At 57.0% G+C, this 15,801-nt stretch carries 12 protein-coding genes; 8 read left to right on the top strand and 4 right to left on the bottom strand.

Annotation, left to right across the window (positions count from 1 at the left end; all coding sequences use genetic code 11):
- Positions 1-72: 72 nt before the first annotated feature.
- The 6 genes from flhB to H7R58_RS13785 all read left to right on the top strand — a co-directional run bounded on the left by flhB (position 73) and on the right by H7R58_RS13785 (position 8,497).
- On the top strand, positions 73-1,227 hold the full coding sequence (flhB, locus tag H7R58_RS13810) for a flagellar biosynthesis protein FlhB (protein ID WP_106927815.1): 1,155 nt from the start codon (positions 73-75) through the stop codon (positions 1,225-1,227).
- Entirely contained in the window at positions 1,220-3,301 is a 2,082-nt protein-coding gene (flhA, locus tag H7R58_RS13805; protein WP_106927813.1) for a flagellar biosynthesis protein FlhA, read from the top strand. The genes flhB and flhA overlap by 8 nt, the downstream gene beginning before the upstream one ends.
- Positions 3,301-3,696, top strand: a complete 396-nt coding sequence (flhE, locus tag H7R58_RS13800; protein ID WP_106927811.1) for a flagellar protein FlhE — start codon at positions 3,301-3,303, stop codon at positions 3,694-3,696. Before flhA ends, flhE begins: the two co-directional genes overlap by 1 nt.
- 268 nt (positions 3,697-3,964) lie before the next feature.
- Positions 3,965-5,551, top strand: a complete 1,587-nt coding sequence (locus H7R58_RS13795) for an MFS transporter (protein ID WP_182930413.1) — start codon at positions 3,965-3,967, stop codon at positions 5,549-5,551.
- Between the two features lie 4 nt (positions 5,552-5,555).
- On the top strand, positions 5,556-6,695 hold the full coding sequence (locus H7R58_RS13790) for a beta-galactosidase BglB (RefSeq protein WP_106927807.1): 1,140 nt from the start codon (positions 5,556-5,558) through the stop codon (positions 6,693-6,695).
- A 233-nt stretch (positions 6,696-6,928) separates the two neighbouring features.
- A complete protein-coding gene (locus tag H7R58_RS13785; RefSeq protein ID WP_106927805.1) occupies positions 6,929-8,497 on the top strand; it encodes an MFS transporter in 1,569 nt (522 codons plus the stop codon).
- Positions 8,498-8,518: 21 nt separating this feature from the next.
- Here H7R58_RS13785 and mrdA read toward each other — a convergent pair whose 3' ends face one another.
- Positions 8,519-10,390 carry a penicillin-binding protein 2 gene (gene mrdA, locus H7R58_RS13780; RefSeq protein WP_182930414.1) on the bottom strand — a complete coding sequence of 624 codons (1,872 nt, stop codon included), beginning with the start codon at positions 10,388-10,390 and terminating at the stop codon, positions 8,519-8,521.
- 177 nt (positions 10,391-10,567) lie between these two features.
- The gene (gene argS / locus H7R58_RS13775) at positions 10,568-12,301 is read right to left on the bottom strand and encodes an arginine--tRNA ligase (protein WP_106927801.1); all 1,734 of its coding nucleotides are present in this window, start codon (positions 12,299-12,301) and stop codon (positions 10,568-10,570) included.
- A gap of 211 nt (positions 12,302-12,512) precedes the next feature.
- On the opposite strand from argS, the gene H7R58_RS13770 reads away from it, so the two are divergent.
- Both H7R58_RS13770 and cutC read left to right on the top strand, forming a co-directional pair.
- Positions 12,513-13,079 carry a VOC family protein gene (locus tag H7R58_RS13770; RefSeq protein ID WP_106927799.1) on the top strand — a complete coding sequence of 189 codons (567 nt, stop codon included), beginning with the start codon at positions 12,513-12,515 and terminating at the stop codon, positions 13,077-13,079.
- A gap of 74 nt (positions 13,080-13,153) precedes the next feature.
- Positions 13,154-13,894 (top strand): copper homeostasis protein CutC, encoded by a 741-nt coding sequence (gene cutC, locus H7R58_RS13765; RefSeq protein WP_182930415.1) that lies wholly within the window; start codon positions 13,154-13,156, stop codon positions 13,892-13,894.
- A gap of 181 nt (positions 13,895-14,075) precedes the next feature.
- On the opposite strand, the gene cmoB is transcribed toward cutC, so the two are convergent.
- On the bottom strand, positions 14,076-15,044 hold the full coding sequence (cmoB, locus tag H7R58_RS13760; protein ID WP_182930416.1) for a tRNA 5-methoxyuridine(34)/uridine 5-oxyacetic acid(34) synthase CmoB: 969 nt from the start codon (positions 15,042-15,044) through the stop codon (positions 14,076-14,078).
- Positions 15,041-15,784, bottom strand: coding sequence for a carboxy-S-adenosyl-L-methionine synthase CmoA (gene cmoA, locus H7R58_RS13755; protein WP_106927793.1), 744 nt, complete (start codon positions 15,782-15,784; stop codon positions 15,041-15,043). Before cmoA ends, cmoB begins: the two co-directional genes overlap by 4 nt.
- Between the last annotated feature and the right edge of the window lie 17 nt (positions 15,785-15,801).

The following is a 15,801-nucleotide window of genomic DNA, read 5'->3' as shown; positions in this document are numbered from 1 at the left end:
TCCGCTATTCGTCCTATTGGCAATGCGCCGCATCGAGATAATACTCGCGACCGTATTTTCGAGAGTGATGCCGTGGCAGAAGAAAGCGACGACGACGACAAAACAGAAGACCCCACACCCCAACGGCTTGAAAAGGCGCGTGAGGAGGGGCAGATCCCGCGTTCCCGCGAGCTGACGTCGCTGCTGATGCTGCTGGTGGGCGTTTGTGTGCTCTGGCTGGGCGGCGAGTCGCTGGCTCGACGGCTGGCGAACCTGCTTTCGGGCGGGCTGCGCTTTGATCACAGCATCGTCAATGACCCCAACCTGATCCTCGGCCAGATTATCCTGCTGCTCAAAGAAGCCATGCTGGCGCTGCTTCCGCTGATTGTCGGGGTGGTAACGGTGGCGCTGGTTGCGCCAATGATGCTCGGCGGCCTGGTGTTCAGCACCAAATCGCTGGCCTTCAAGCTCGATAAGCTCAACCCGCTGCCCGGCATTAAGCGCATGTTTTCGGCGCAGACGGCGGCGGAGCTGAGTAAGGCGATTATGAAAGCGGTGCTGATGGGGACCGTGGCGGGCTTTTTCCTGTGGATGCACTGGCCGCAGATGATGCGTCTGGTCAGCGAATCACCGCTGTCGGCAATAGGTAACGCCCTGAATATGGTAGGCCTGTGCGCGCTACTGGTGGCGATGGGCATCATCCCGATGGTCGGCTTCGACGTTTTCTGGCAGATCCACAGCCATCTGAAAAAGCTGCGTATGTCGCGGCAGGATATTCGCGATGAATTTAAGCAGAGTGAAGGCGACCCGCACGTTAAAGGGCGTATTCGCCAGATGCAGCGTGCGGCGGCACGCCGTCGGATGATGGCCGACGTACCGAAGGCTGACGTGATCGTCAATAACCCGACACACTATTCCGTCGCCCTGCAGTACGACGAAAACAAAATGAGCGCGCCGAAAGTCGTGGCGAAAGGCGCGGGGCTTGTGGCGCTGCGCATTCGTGAAATTGGCGAGGAGAACCGCATTCCGATGCTGGAAGCGCCGCCGCTGGCGCGCGCGCTGTATCGCCATGCCGATATCGGTCAGCAGATCCCCGGCCAGCTGTACGCCGCGGTGGCAGAGGTGCTGGCGTGGGTCTGGCAGCTTAAGCGCTGGCGACTGGCGGGCGGCGCCGCGCCGAAAAAACCGGATAACATAGCGGTGCCTGAGGCACTGGATTTTTTGAACGAGAAGGACTCTGATGGCTAATCTTGTCGCAATGCTGCGCCTCCCCAGCAACCTGAAATCCACCCAGTGGCAGGTGCTTGCCGGGCCGGTGCTGATCCTGCTGATTTTGTCGATGATGGTACTGCCGCTGCCGGCGTTCGTCCTCGACCTGCTGTTTACCTTTAACATTGCGCTGTCCATTATGGTGCTGCTGGTGGCCATGTTCACCCAGCGCACGCTGGAGTTTGCCGCCTTCCCGACCATTCTGCTGTTTACCACGCTGCTGCGTCTGGCGCTGAACGTGGCCTCGACGCGTATTATTTTGATGGACGGACACACCGGCGCGGCGGCGGCGGGGAAGGTGGTTGAAGCGTTTGGCCACTTCCTCGTCGGCGGTAACTTCGCTATCGGCATCGTGGTGTTTATCATCCTCGTTATCATCAACTTTATGGTTATCACCAAAGGTGCCGGGCGTATTGCCGAAGTGGGTGCGCGCTTTGTGCTGGACGGGATGCCGGGTAAGCAGATGGCGATCGACGCCGATCTCAACGCCGGGATCATCGGCGAAGAGGAAGCGAAAAAGCGCCGTTCAGAGGTGACCCAGGAAGCGGACTTCTACGGTTCGATGGACGGTGCCAGTAAGTTTGTGCGCGGCGATGCCATCGCCGGGATTCTGATTATGGTGATCAACGTCATCGGCGGACTGCTGGTAGGGGTGTTACAGCACGGTCTGGATCTGGGCAAAGCGGCGGAATCTTACACCCTGCTGACCATTGGTGACGGCCTGGTGGCGCAGATTCCGGCGCTGGTGATCTCGACCGCGGCGGGCGTCATTGTGACCCGCGTAAGTACCGAGCAGGACGTTGGCGAACAGATGGTCGGCCAGCTGTTTAGCAACCCGCGCGTCATGCTGTTGAGCGCCGGGGTGCTCGGCCTGCTGGGCCTGGTCCCGGGTATGCCGAACCTGGTGTTCCTGCTGTTTACCGCCGCGCTGCTGGGGCTGGCGTGGTGGATCCGTGGGCGTGAGATAAAGGCTCCGGATCAGCCGCAGCCGGTGAAAGCGCCGGAAAATACGTCGCAGGCGGTAGAGGCCACCTGGAGCGATGTGCAGCTGGAAGATACGCTGGGCATGGAAGTGGGCTACCGGCTGATTCCGATGGTTGATTTCCAGCAGGATGGTGAACTGCTCGGGCGCATCCGCAGTATTCGGAAGAAATTTGCGCAAGAAATGGGCTTCCTGCCGCCAGTGGTGCATATTCGCGACAATATGGACCTGTCGCCGGCGCTGTACCGTATTTTACTCAAAGGGGTCGAGATTGGCAGCGGCGAGGCCTACCCTGGCCGTTGGCTGGCGATCAACCCCGGTACCGCAGCGGGTTCACTGCCCGGCGAAGTCACCACCGATCCGGCGTTTGGCCTGGCGGCTATCTGGATTGAAAGCGCGCTGAAAGAGCAGGCGCAGATTCAGGGCTTCACGGTGGTGGAAGCCAGTACCGTGGTGGCGACGCACCTGAATCATCTGATTAGCCTGCACGCTTCGGAACTGTTTGGTCGTCAGGAAGCGCAGCAACTGCTGGAGCGCGTAACCCAGGAGATGCCGAAGCTGACTGAAGATCTGGTGCCGGGGGTGGTGACGCTGACCACCTTGCATAAAGTGCTGCAAAATCTGCTGGATGAAAAAGTACCGATTCGCGATATGCGTACCATTCTGGAAACGCTGGCTGAACATGCGCCGATCCAGACCGATGCGGGCGAGCTGACGTCGGTGGTGCGCGTGGCCCTCGGCCGGGCGATCACCCAACGCTGGTTCCCGGGTAACGACGAGGTGCAGGTTATCGGGCTGGATACGCCGCTGGAGCGACTGCTGCTGCAAGCCCTACAGGGCGGCGGAGGCCTGGAACCGGGCCTGGCTGACCGTCTGCTGGCGCAGGCGCAGGAGGCTCTGGCGCGTCAGGAAATGCTCGGCGCGCCGCCGGTGCTGCTGGTGAACCACGCGCTGCGTCCTCTGCTGTCGCGCTTCCTGCGTCGCAGTCTGCCACAGCTGGTGGTGCTGTCAAACATGGAGCTGTCCGATAACCGCAACATTCGCATGACGGCGACCATTGGAGGTAAATAATGCGTCGGTGGTTTGCGTTGCTGTTCGTTCTGCCTGGCCTGGCGCAGGCGGCGGGCGAGGGGGCCTGGCAGGACAGCAATATTGGCATCACCCTGAATCACCGCGGAGTTGCCGTATCGTCGCGGCCGCTGACCGCCTCACTGCCGGTGCAGGGCATGACCACGCGGGTGGTCTGGCGCTATGCGCTGAACGGCCCCGTACCGGCCGGGCTGCGGGTCCGGCTGTGCTCGCTTTCGCGCTGTACGGAGCTGGATGGGCAGAGCGGCAGCACGCTGGCTTTTAGCCAGGTTTCGGCGGCAGAGCCGTTTCGGTTTATCTGGGAAGTGCCGGGCGGTGGGAGATTAATTCCGGCCTTACGGGTACAAAGCATACAAATTATCGTTAACTACCGCTGAAAGCCCTACATTCCTCTTTTCGCCACCGGATTCTGGTGGCGACCTCGCATTTCTGACCCTCATTTTTGATTGTAAAGAAACGTTGTTTTATAAATCAGTGATGCATATGCCACGACTCTTTGCATTTTTGCCAATCCGGCGTTCGCGCTGGCAGAAATAGGAAGGTATCCCTTAACGCATACTTTTACTGTAGCCGTGTCAGTACTCCTTTGTTATCAGCTCTGGCAGGCTGAAGGAGTTCCATAATAAAAGGCACAGGATAACGTCAATGAACAGAACACGAAAAATAGGACTCGTTAACTATTTTGCCTACGGATCGGGAGATTTTCTCGGCGCCGGTACCACCGCGCTGACCGCCGCCTGGCTGCTGTATTTCTACACCACGTTTTGCGGCTTAACCCCCATTGAAGCCACTTTTATCTTCGCTACCGCTCGCGTACTGGATGCGGTGGTCAGCCCGCTGATGGGCTTCCTGACCGATAACTTCGGCTCCACCTGGTTTGGTAAACGCTTTGGTCGGCGCAAATTCTTTATTCTGCTCGGCATTCCCTGCGTGTTCAGCTATTCCTTCATGTGGATAGGGGAGATGAGCTTCTGGTATTACCTCGTCACCTATCTGATCTTTGACGTGGTCTACACCATGATTCTGGTGCCGTATGAAACGCTGGTCCCGGAAATGACCGACGACTTCAAACAGAAAACCAAATTCTCCGGCGCGCGTATCGGTATGGCGCAGATGTCGGCGATTCTGGCTTCCTTCCTGCCGGGCATTCTGCTGACCCACTTCGGTAAAGACAACGCCATTTCCTTCTTCTATGCCAGCCTGGTGTTCTCGGTGCTGTGCGCCATCATGCTGACCTTTGTCTGGTTCTTTACCTGGGAGCGCCCGCGTGAAGAGTGGACTGTGGCGGCGCTGAAGGCGGAAGAGGAGAAAAAACACCTGACGTTTGCGCAGAGCATGAATCGCCTGTTTGTCGAACTCAGCTCAACGCTGCGCATCAAGATTTTCCGCCAGCACCTGGGAATGTACCTCGGCGGCTATATCGCGCAGGATGTGTTTAACGCCGTCTTTACCTACTACGTGGTGTTCGTACTGATGCAGGAAGCGTCCGTCGCCTCCAACCTGCTCGGCACCATGGCTATCTTCCAGTTTATTGCCGTCATCGCCATGATTCCGCTGTGCATCCGCTTCGGGCCGGCACCGTCCTATCGCATGGTGGTGGTGCTGTTTGGTCTGGGGTCGTTCTCGTATGCTGCGCTGTACTATGCGGGTATGAGTGATATCTATGCATTACTGTTGCTGATTTCCGCGATTGCCGGTCTGGGACGCGGCGGCATCAACTATGTGCCGTGGAACACCTACACCTATATCTCTGACGTTGATGAAGTGATCACCGGCCAGCGCCGCGAGGGTATCTTCGCCGGCATCATGACCCTGACGCGTAAAGCCTCTCAGGCGGGGGCGGTCATGCTGGTGGGCATCATCATGCAGATGTCCGGCTTCGTCTCCGGGCAGAAAACCCAGCCGCCGGAAGTGAGCCATACCATCCTGATGATCCTCAGTATGGGCACCATCGTGGTACTGGCATTGGGCTTCCTGGTCTCACTGCGCTTTAAGCTGAACCTGAAAACCCACAGCGTGCTGCGTGAAGAAACCGCAAAAATGCGCCAGTCCGGCCACGTGGTACCGGAAACCGTCACGCCACAGGCGCGCGCCACCGTCGAAATGCTGGCGGGAATGCCGTACGAATCCCTGTGGGGCAACAACAACATTGGTTACCTGAATCGTAATAAACCTGCGGCACTTTCGCTGAAGCAGGCTGCAACATTGAATTCGACTTACAACAGAGGTTAAGAATATGAAAGTTTGGCCCGTCAAACATAGCCCATTATTACGTCAACCGGAGCATTTTATCTCCCGGGAAGAGCTGAAAGCCTTGATTCAGACGGTGACGAACAATCTGGTGAATATCAAGGATGAGACTGGTCAATTTCTGCTGCGTCTTGACGATGGTCGCGTGATCGATACCAAAGGATGGGCAGGCTGGGAATGGACGCACGGCGTAGGGCTGTACGGTATCTATCAGTACTACCAGCAGACCGGTGATGTCGCGATGCGCGACATCATCGATAGCTGGTTCGCCGATCGCTTTGCGGAAGGCGCGACCACCAAGAACGTGAATACCATGGCGCCGTTCCTGACGCTGGCCTATCGCTACGAAGAGACCGGTAACCCGGCCTATTTACCCTGGCTGGACAGCTGGGCTGAGTGGGCAATGCACGAGATGCCGCGCACCGACTACGGCGGCATGCAGCACATCACGCTGGCGGAAGAAAACCATCAGCAGATGTGGGACGATACGTTGATGATGACCGTGCTGCCGTTGGCGAAAATCGGCAAGCTGCTGAATCGCCCTGAGTACGTCGAAGAAGCGGTGTATCAGTTCCTGCTGCACGTGCAGAATCTGATGGATCGCGAGACCGGTCTGTGGTTCCACGGCTGGAACTATGACGGCCACCATAATTTTGCTCACGCCCGCTGGGCCCGCGGCAACAGCTGGCTGACCATCGTGATCCCTGACTTCCTGGAGCTGGTGGATCTGCCGGAGAACAATGCGACGCGGCGTTATCTGGTGCAGGTGCTGAACGCGCAGATTGCCGCGCTGGCGAAATGCCAGCACGAAAGCGGTCTGTGGCACACGTTGCTCGACGATCCTCATTCCTACCTGGAAGCGTCGGCCACCGCAGGCTTTGCCTACGGCATTCTGAAGGCGGTGCGTAAGCGCTACGTGGGCCAGGAGTATGCCGAAGTCGCGGAAAAAGCGATGAAAGGCATCGTGAAGCACGTTTCCCCGGAAGGTGAGCTGCTGCAAACTTCCTTTGGTACCGGCATGGGGTCAAACCTAGATTTCTACCGTGAAATTCCGTTGACCTCCATGCCGTACGGGCAGGCGATGGCGATACTGTGCCTGACGGAATATCTGCGTAAGTTCTTCTAAGTTCTCACACTTCCCGCCAACCCGGCAGCAACCGCTGTCGGGTTTTTTATTATCTTAACCATCAATTTTTTTTGAAATTTTCAGTTTTGGTTATAAAAAAACTTTAAGTGGATCGCATTCCTGCATGATGCGTATTAGCCGTAATGACAATAGTGATTTTGCTCACATTTCAAACCTCATGATAAGAATATAAAAACAGTGTTTCAAAATTATAAAACATGAGGTTTATTTTTATGGCAAGAAATGCGGCTTCAGCCCCCCACGGGCTGCAGGGAAGACCTGTCAATCTGCGCCATCAACTGGCATACGGAGGCGGAAACCTCTTGGGCAGCGGCGCGCTGGCAATCAGCGGTGCGTGGCTTCTTTACTTCTACACCACCTTCTGCGGCCTGACGTTAATCGAGGCTGCGTTTATTTTTTCCGTTGCCAGCGTCATTGACGCGATCAGTAACCCATTGATGGGTTACCTCACCGATAACTTCGGTAAAACCCGCCTTGGCAAACGCTTCGGCCGCCGCCGCTTCTTCCTGCTGATCGGCATTCCACTGATGATGTTCTACCCGCTGCTGTGGGTGGAAGGGCTGGGCTTCTGGTACTACCTGGGTACCTACGTGATGTTCGAGATCATTTATACCTCAGTCATGGTGCCTTACGAAACATTGGCGACCGAAATGACCGACGATTTCGCGCTGCGCTCCAGGCTCACCGGTTACAAAGCGATTTTTGGTAAACTGGCAAACTTCCTGGCGGCGTTTATTCCTGGGCAGTTTATCCTGCTGTACGGCAAAGAGTCGGCGACGCCGTTCTTTCTGACCGGCCTGACCTACGGTGCTATTCTGATCGCCGCTGTAGCCTGCCTGTGGTACAACAGCTGGGAGCGCCCGCGTGAAGAAGAGCCGCAGGAACAGGTGAAAACCGGATTGCTCAACACGCTGCTGTCGCTGGCCAAAGATATGCGTTCGACGTTCTATCTGCGCGTATTCCGTAAGCACCTGGGGATGTACCTGTGTGGCTTTGGCGCCGAGTGGCTGTTCGCCTCTATCTTTACCTACTTCGTCATTTTTGTTCTCCAGCACGATCCGGCAATGGTCGCGGGGCTGAATAGCCTGAACTCCATCCTGCAGCTGATTTCCACGGCGCTGTTTATCGGCCTGTGCGTGAAAAAAGGCTTCAGTAAGCCGTACATTATGGCGCTGAGTATCGTTATTTTCGCGGTGCTGCTGTACACCTCCCTGTGGTTCTTCCATCTGCCTGCGCACCTGGCGACGATTCTGATGTTCGGCATCACAATCATCTTTGGGCTGGGGACCGGCGGCGTGTATTACATTCCGTGGACGGTTTACACCTTCCTCGCGGACGTTGATGAAATCTACACCGGTCGTCGCCGTGAAGGGATCTATGCGGGGGCGATGACCTTCTCCGGTAAAATCTTACGCTCCGTTATTGTCTTTGTGATGGGCGCTGTTCTTAGCTACTACGGCTTCCAGTCGAAAGCGCATGTACAGCCGGAAAGCGCAGTGAACGCCATTGCGGTGGTCTTCTGCGGTGGCGTTGCGCTGCTGGCGCTGGCGGCGGTGGTCTTCAGTAAGCAGATGAAGCTGGATCGCAAAACCCATCTCATCGTGCTGCAGGAAGTGGCGCGAATCAAGGCCGGCGGCAAGCTGGAAGACATTGCGCCGGACGTGCGAGCGGTGGTGGAAGATCTGGTTGGTCACCGCTATGAAGAGTGCTGGGGCAACAGTCCACTGTTCAAAAAAGACGACGCGCCGGTTGTGGTTGAAGCGGTCTCCGCCGGGCGCTAAGACACCCGACGATTTTCCCTCTTACCCCTGGGACGGCGGCTGCTGCTGACTGTCCTGGGGGGCAAACAGATGGTCGAGTATCTGACGCATGACCGGTGCCGCGACCACGCCATCGCTCCCCCCATTCTCCAGCACCAGCGCAACGGCAACCTGCGGATTTTTATACGGCGCAAAGGCGGTATAAAAAATATGATCGCGCAGGCGGGTCGGGATCATCTTCGCATTGTAGGTCTGATTTTCTTTGAGGCTGAACACCTGCGAGGTGCCGCTTTTTGCCGCAATGCCGTACGGTGCGGTATGGAAGAACTTGTAGCCGGTCCCGTTGGGCGCATTGGCCATGCCGAACATAGCCTGACGCACCAGGCTCCAGTACGGAGAGGCGGCGCTGGCAATCTGCGTTTCATTTTTCGGCTGCTGGTAGGGAATCAGCGTTTTGCCAGACGCCTCATCCTTTAACAGGTGCGGAGGGATCACGCGGCCGTTGTTCAGCAGCGCCACCATCGCCTTCACCATCTGAATCGGTGTCGCAATCCAGTAACCCTGGCCGATACCCACTGAGATGGTATCACCCTGATACCAGGTTTTTTTGTGCACCCGCTCTTTCCAGTCGCGGCTGGGCAGCAGACCGGTGTACTCTTCATCAAGGTCAATGCCGGTTGGTTTACCGTAGCCGAACTGGCTCAGCATGCTATGAATCCGGTCAATGCCCATCATATAGGCGACCTGGTAGAAGAAGGTGTCGGCGGACTCTTCGATGGCTTTGGTGACGTCGAGCATGCCGTGACCGGTTTTTTTCCAGTCGCGGTAGTGGCGCTGCGTGCCGGGCAGCGTCCATGTCGGCGCGCCGAAGAAGTGGGTTTGCGGCGTAATGACGCCATCGAGCAGCGCCGACATCGCCATATAGGGTTTCACGGTGGAGGCTGGCGGATACAGCCCCTGAGTGACGCGGTTAATCAGCGGCAGGTTTTTATCCTGTAACAGCGCATTGTAATCCTGGTAGCTAATACCTTTGACGAATGGATTCGGGTCGTAGCTCGGGTTGGACACCATCGCCAGCACCGAGCCGTCGTGCGGATCTTCCACCAGTACCGCCGCGCGCTGGCCGACCAGCAGGCTCTCAATGTACTCCTGCAGGTGCAGATCCAGCGTCAGATGAATATCTTTTCCGGCCACTGGCGGCACGTCTTTTAGCAGACGAACGATACGCCCGTGGTTATCAACTTCCACTTCCTGATAGCCGGTCCTACCGTGCAGTTCGCTTTCGTAGTAGCGTTCAATCCCCTGTTTACCGATGTTGTGGTCGGCGGCATAGTTTTCTGCGATACCCTGTTTATCGAGCGCTTTGAGATCGCTGTCGTTAATTTTTGATACGTAGCCAAGCACGTGGGCCAGCGCGGCACCGTAGGGATATTGTCGGTCCTCATAGCTGTTGACGGTGACGCCGCTGAAGCGAAACTGGTTAACGGAGAAGCGTGCGATTTCGATATCGGTCAGCGCATTTTTCAGCACCACCGGGCGGTAGCGGCTGCTTGATTTGAGGGCTTTACGGAACTGGTCGATATCGTCGGCAGTAAGGTCGACGATGGGCGTTAGCTGGCGCAACAGCGCGTCCATATCGCTGATTTTATAAGGCGTGACGGAAATATCGTACCAGGTCACGTTTTTGACCAGCGGAATACCGTTGCGATCGTAGATGATGCCGCGCGTGGGGGCGACAGGCAGCATTTTTATATCGTTGGCGTCGGATCGCGTGGTGTAGTAATCGTGCTCATCAACCTGCAAATGATAAAGGTTGAAGATAAGAATGCAAAAGCAGACGATCACCAGGCCAAAGGCCACCAGCGCGCGACGCAGGAAGAGCTTTCGCTCCGCTTCATAGTCTCTAAATGTCATGACAGTACCCGGTGTTTAAGCCGCCTAATCATACGGAGCGGCCTGCGTCATGACAGACAAAAAGTGTTCCATCCCTCCGGGAAAATGTGTCATTTCTTGTGTTTTGTAACAAACGCGGCGGGGAGGGGAAAATAAAAAAGCCCGCGACACGGCGCGGGCTTTTTGGGGGAACGGAAATTACATACGTTCGACGGTTTCGATCCCCAGGGTATCGAGGCCCAGCTTCAGGGTTTTCGCCGTCAGCAGCGCTAACTTCAGGCGGCTGTTGCGCACTGCCTCGCTCTCTGCGGAGAGGATCGGGCAATGTTCGTAGAAGCCAGAGAACAGACCCGCCAGATCGTACAGGTATGCGCACATGACGTGCGGCGTACCGTCGCGAGCAACCACATTCAGCGTTTCTTCGAACTGCAGCAGGCGCGCGGCCAGCTGCGCTTCACGTTCTTCGGTAATGTTCACGGCGGCGTTAACGATGGCGCTTTCTTCCAGCTCGGCCTTACGGAACACAGACAGTACGCGGGTATAGGCATACTGCATATACGGCGCGGTGTTGCCTTCAAAGGCCAGCATGTTGTCCCAGTCGAACACGTAGTCGGTGGTGCGGTTTTTGGACAGATCGGCGTATTTTACCGCACCGATGCCGACGGCATTGGCCAGTTTTTCCAGCTCGTCTGCCGGCATATCCGGATTCTTCTCCGCCACCAGGCGACGCGCGCGCTCCAGCGCTTCGTCCAGCAGATCCGCCAGCTTCACGGTACCGCCGGCGCGGGTTTTGAACGGCTTGCCATCTTTACCCAGCATCATGCCGAACATGTGGTGTTCCAGCGGAACGCTGTCTGGCACGTAGCCTGCTTTACGCACGATGGTCCATGCCTGCATCAGGTGCTGGTGCTGACGGGAGTCGATGTAGTACAGCACGCGATCGGCGTGCAGCGTTTCATAACGGTATTTCGCACAGGCAATATCGGTGGTGGTGTACAGGTAGCCGCCATCCTTTTTCTGGATGATGACGCCCATAGGCTCGCCTTCTTTGTTCTTAAATTCGTCGAGGAACACCACGGTTGCGCCTTCGCTCTCGACCGCCATCCCTTTGGCCTTCAGATCGGCAACAATACCCGGCAGCATGGGGTTATACAGGCTTTCACCCATGACGTCATCGCGGGTCAGGGTCACGTTCAGACGGTTGTAGGTCAGCTGGTTCTGGGACATGGTAATGTCGACCAGCTGGCGCCACATTTTACGGAAGTATTCATCGCCGCCCTGCAGTTTAACCACGTAGCTGCGAGCGCGCTCGGCAAAGGCTTCGTCTTCATCGTAGTGCTTTTTGGCTTCACGATAGAAACCTTCGAGGTCAGCCAGCGCCATTTCACCGGCGTTTTCCTGCTGCTGTTTTTCCAGGTAGGCAATCAGCATCCCGAACTGGGTGCCCCAGTCGCCGACGTGGTTGGCGCGGATAACCTTGTGACCCATCAGCTCCAGGGTACGGACCGACGCGTCGCCGATAATGGTTGAACGCAGATGGCCCACGTGCATTTCTTTCGCCACGTTTGGCGCGGAGTAGTCAACGACAATCGTCTGCGGCTCCGGCTGCGCGATACCCAGACGTTCGCTTTTCAGCGCCTGCGTAACGTGCTCGGCGAGGAACGCCGGATCGAGGAAAATGTTGATAAAGCCCGGCCCGGCGATTTCCACTTTATTGGCGATGCCATCAAGCTGGAGATGAGACAGTACCTGCTCTGCCAGTTGTCGCGGCGCCATGCCCAGTTTCTTCGCAACCGCCATCACGCCGTTGGCCTGATAGTCGCCGAACTGTACTTTTGCTGACTGACGAACCTGCGGTTCGCAATCGGCAGGCGCGCCTGCCGCAATCATGGCCTGACTGACTTTTTCTGAGAGAAGAGCCTGAATATTCACCGGAATACCTTACGTTTTAGACGCTGCTGCCCGCGGGGTGCAGCGCCGGGTGTGGATAAATTAAGGCGGGAGTATACTGCATTTGCCCGATGCCGTCAGCATTGGCCCAACGCCGCCTGAGCAGGGATTGACCGCTTGTCCGCCTCGTCGGTTGGTTCAGCGCCCACAACAGGGTAGATTAGCCTTTTCATCAGATAAGAGTAGGGCTGAAATGGCAAACTGGCAGACTATCGCGCAGCTACAGGATATTTCCGCGGACCTTCCGCGCTTTACCGAGGCGTTCACTGCGCTTTCGCAACGGTTGGGGCTCGATATCGCGCCGCTCAATGCCGACCACATTTCCCTGCGTTGTCATCAAAACGCCACCGCCGAGCGCTGGCGTGCCGGTTTCGAGCAGTGCGGTACGTTACTGTCGGAAAACCTCATCAACGGGCGTCCTATCTGCTTGTTTAAACTCGATGAGCCGGTTTGCGTTGCGCACTGGCGCTTTACGGTGGTTGAGCTGCCGTGGCCGGGTGAAAAGCGCTACCCGCACGAAGGCTGGGAGCATATTGAGATTGTTCTGCCGGGCGAGCCTGAGCAGCTCAACGCGCGGGCGCTGGCGCTGCTGTCCGACGAGGGTTTGAGTCAGCCGGGAATATCGGTCAAAACCAGCTCGCCGAAAGGCGAACGCGAACGCCTGCCAAACCCCACTATGGCGATCACCGATGGCCACGTAACGGTGAAATTTCATCCATGGACCCTCGAAGAAATCGTTGCCAGCGAACAAGCAGTGTAACAATGTGAGCTAACGCGGGGTCTGGCGCGCGTAACGATGGCATCATCGGACGCTGGAGAAAAACGGAGAGAAACATGGCATTGCTGGAGATCTGCTGTTACAGCACGGAATGCGCGGTGATCGCGCAGCAGAACGGGGCCGATCGCATTGAACTGTGCGCCGCGCCGCTGGAGGGCGGGCTGACGCCGTCGTACGGTGTCCTGAGAGCGACGCGCCAGCGGGTGACGATTCCCGTGCATCCCATTATCCGCCCGCGCGGCGGCGATTTTTGCTACACCGACGGTGAGTTTGCCGCCATGCTGGAAGACGTTCGTCAGATTCGCTCGCTGGGCTACCCCGGTTTTGTGATTGGCGTGCTCAACCCCGAAGGGCAGGTTGACGTGCCGCGTATGCGGCAAATTATGGTAGCGGCAGGGCCGCTGGCGGTGACGTTCCACCGCGCGTTTGATATGTGTGCCAATCCTTTGCAAGCCGCTGATGTATTGGCAGATTTAGGCGTTTCCCGGGTGTTGACTTCTGGTCAGCAGCCGTCGGCCGAAAAAGGTATTTCATTAATTCGGGAACTTATTGCGCGAGAGGGTACTCCAACCGTTATGGCGGGTGCAGGTGTGAGGGCGAGCAACCTTTCGCTCTTCCTGGAAGCAGGCGTCAAAGAAGTGCACAGTTCAGCCGGGCAATGGTTGCCCTCCGAAATGCGTTATCGCAATCCCGGACTGTCAATGTCAACGGATCCTGACGCTGATGAGTATTCACGTTATGCCGTCGACGGTGCGGCCGTAGCCGCAATGAGTGCGATCGTCGCGCGTCATGAGTAGTTAACTGTTTTTTACCGCGCGTCATATCGCCCAATATGATGCTTGCTTGTACCAGGCCCCTGCCCATTAAACAGGGGCCTTTTTTTCGCCATCGTATTTTATTGGCAGGGTCAGCGTCGCGCTGATTGCCGGATGGCGGCTTTGCCTTATCCGGCCTACGATTTGTAGTCAGGCAAAACGATTACGGTTTACGCGCAATCAACACCGCGCGCAGCGGCGCAGGATAGCCTTCGATGGTTTTGGTCGGATCGTTCGGGTCGAGGAAATCGGCCAGCGATTCGGTGACCATCCATTCGGTACGACGCTGTTCTTCGGTTGAGGTAACGTTCATATCGACGATACGCACATCGACAAACCCACATTTTTCCAGCCAGTTTTTCAGCGCAGGGGCAGAGGGAATAAAGTAAACGTTACGCATCTGCGCGTAGCGGTCGCCCGGCACCAGCACCGTGTTTTCATCACCGTCAACCACCAGCGTTTCCAGCACCAGTTCACCGTCGTTTACCAGCTGATCTTTAAGCTGCCAGAGATGCTCCAGCGGCGAGCGGCGATGGTAGAGCACGCCCATGGAGAAGACGGTGTCAAACGCTTTCAGCGCCGGAAGCTGCTCAATGCCGAGCGGCAGCAGATGCGCACGCTGATCGTTGCCGAGCAGTTTACGCACGGCTTCAAACTGGCACAGGAACAGCTGGGTGGGATCGATGCCAACCGCCAGATGGGCACCCGCGCCGATCATCCGCCACATGTGGTAACCGCTGCCACAGCCCACGTCAAGAATGGTTCGACCGCTCAGATCAGACAGGTGCGGCAGGACGCGATCCCATTTCCAGTCGGAGCGCCATTCGGTATCGATATTGACGCCGTACAGCGAAAACGGCCCTTTGCGCCACGGCATCAGGTTGCGCATCAAGGTGTCAATCCGTTTGATCTGACCTTCGCTGAGCGGCGTTTCGCTCTCGGCTGTGACGCTGTGCAGCAGATCCAGCTTCCACGGCTGGATTTCCGGCAGGAACTCGACCGCGTTGGACCACTGTTTAAACAGCCCGTGCTGATCGCGCTGCCAGGCGCCAATCTGTGCGGGCAGCGTTTCCAGCCAGTGAGAAAGGGGGCTTTTGGCGATTTGCTGATAGAAATTACCGAACTCGATCATGCCGGGCTACCCGCCTTAAGCGCTACGAGAGAGCCGAAATTAAAACACTGGAACCACAGCTCGCTGTGTTCGAAACCGGCCTGGCGCAGACGCGCTTTATGCACTTCAACGGAGTCAGTTAACATGACGTTTTCCAGCATGCTGCGCTTCTGGCTGATTTCCAGCTCGCTGTAGCCGTTAGCCCGTTTAAAGTCATGATGCATGTTGAACAGCAGTTCGCCGACGGTAGCGTCTTCGAAGCTGAATTTTTCCGACAGCACCAGCGCGCCGCCCGGATTCAGCCCCTGATAAATTTTATTGAGCAACGTCTGACGTTCTGCGGGCTCGAGGAACTGAACGGTGAAGTTCAGCACCACCATGGAGGCATTTTGAATGTCGATATCGCGAATATCGCCTTCGATGACGTCGACCGGCGTCGGCGCTTTGTAGGCATCGATATGGCGGCGGCAGCGTTCGATCATCGCCGGGGAGTTATCAACGGCAACGATGCGGCAGTCGCCGTGGGCGATGTTGCGACGAATAGAAAGCGTGGCCGCGCCCAGCGAGCATCCCAGGTCATAGACCTGCGAACCCGGCTGTACGAAGCGCTCGGCCAGCATGCCAATCATGGAGATAATATTTGAGTAGCCCGGTACGGAACGTTGGATCATATCCGGGAAGACTTCGGCTACCCGTTCGTCGAAAGTCCAGTCGCCAAGGTGGGCGATCGGGGCAGAAAATAGCGTGTCGCGGTCAGACATAAGGTGACATCCGGAAA

Source organism: Klebsiella sp. WP4-W18-ESBL-05 (assembly GCF_014169075.1).
Classification (GTDB): domain Bacteria; phylum Pseudomonadota; class Gammaproteobacteria; order Enterobacterales; family Enterobacteriaceae; genus Kluyvera; species Kluyvera ascorbata_B.
Note: the sequence above shows the minus strand (reverse complement) of the source record. Positions and strands in the feature narration are given on the sequence as shown.

Excerpts from the sequence above, each read along its gene's own strand:
- flhA (WP_106927813.1), top strand. The coding sequence starts at position 1,220 with ATGGCTAATCTTGTCGCAATGCTGCGCCTCCCCAGCAACCTGAAATCC.
- flhE (WP_106927811.1), top strand. The coding sequence starts at position 3,301 with ATGCGTCGGTGGTTTGCGTTGCTGTTCGTTCTGCCTGGCCTGGCGCAG.
- cmoB (WP_182930416.1), bottom strand. The coding sequence starts at position 15,044 with ATGATCGAGTTCGGTAATTTCTATCAGCAAATCGCCAAAAGCCCCCTT.
- H7R58_RS13770 (WP_106927799.1), top strand. The coding sequence starts at position 12,513 with ATGGCAAACTGGCAGACTATCGCGCAGCTACAGGATATTTCCGCGGAC.
- H7R58_RS13785 (WP_106927805.1), top strand. The coding sequence starts at position 6,929 with ATGGCAAGAAATGCGGCTTCAGCCCCCCACGGGCTGCAGGGAAGACCT.
- cutC (WP_182930415.1), top strand. The coding sequence starts at position 13,154 with ATGGCATTGCTGGAGATCTGCTGTTACAGCACGGAATGCGCGGTGATC.
- H7R58_RS13795 (WP_182930413.1), top strand. The coding sequence starts at position 3,965 with ATGAACAGAACACGAAAAATAGGACTCGTTAACTATTTTGCCTACGGA.
- mrdA (WP_182930414.1), bottom strand. The coding sequence starts at position 10,390 with ATGACATTTAGAGACTATGAAGCGGAGCGAAAGCTCTTCCTGCGTCGC.
- cmoA (WP_106927793.1), bottom strand. The coding sequence starts at position 15,784 with ATGTCTGACCGCGACACGCTATTTTCTGCCCCGATCGCCCACCTTGGC.
- H7R58_RS13790 (WP_106927807.1), top strand. The coding sequence starts at position 5,556 with ATGAAAGTTTGGCCCGTCAAACATAGCCCATTATTACGTCAACCGGAG.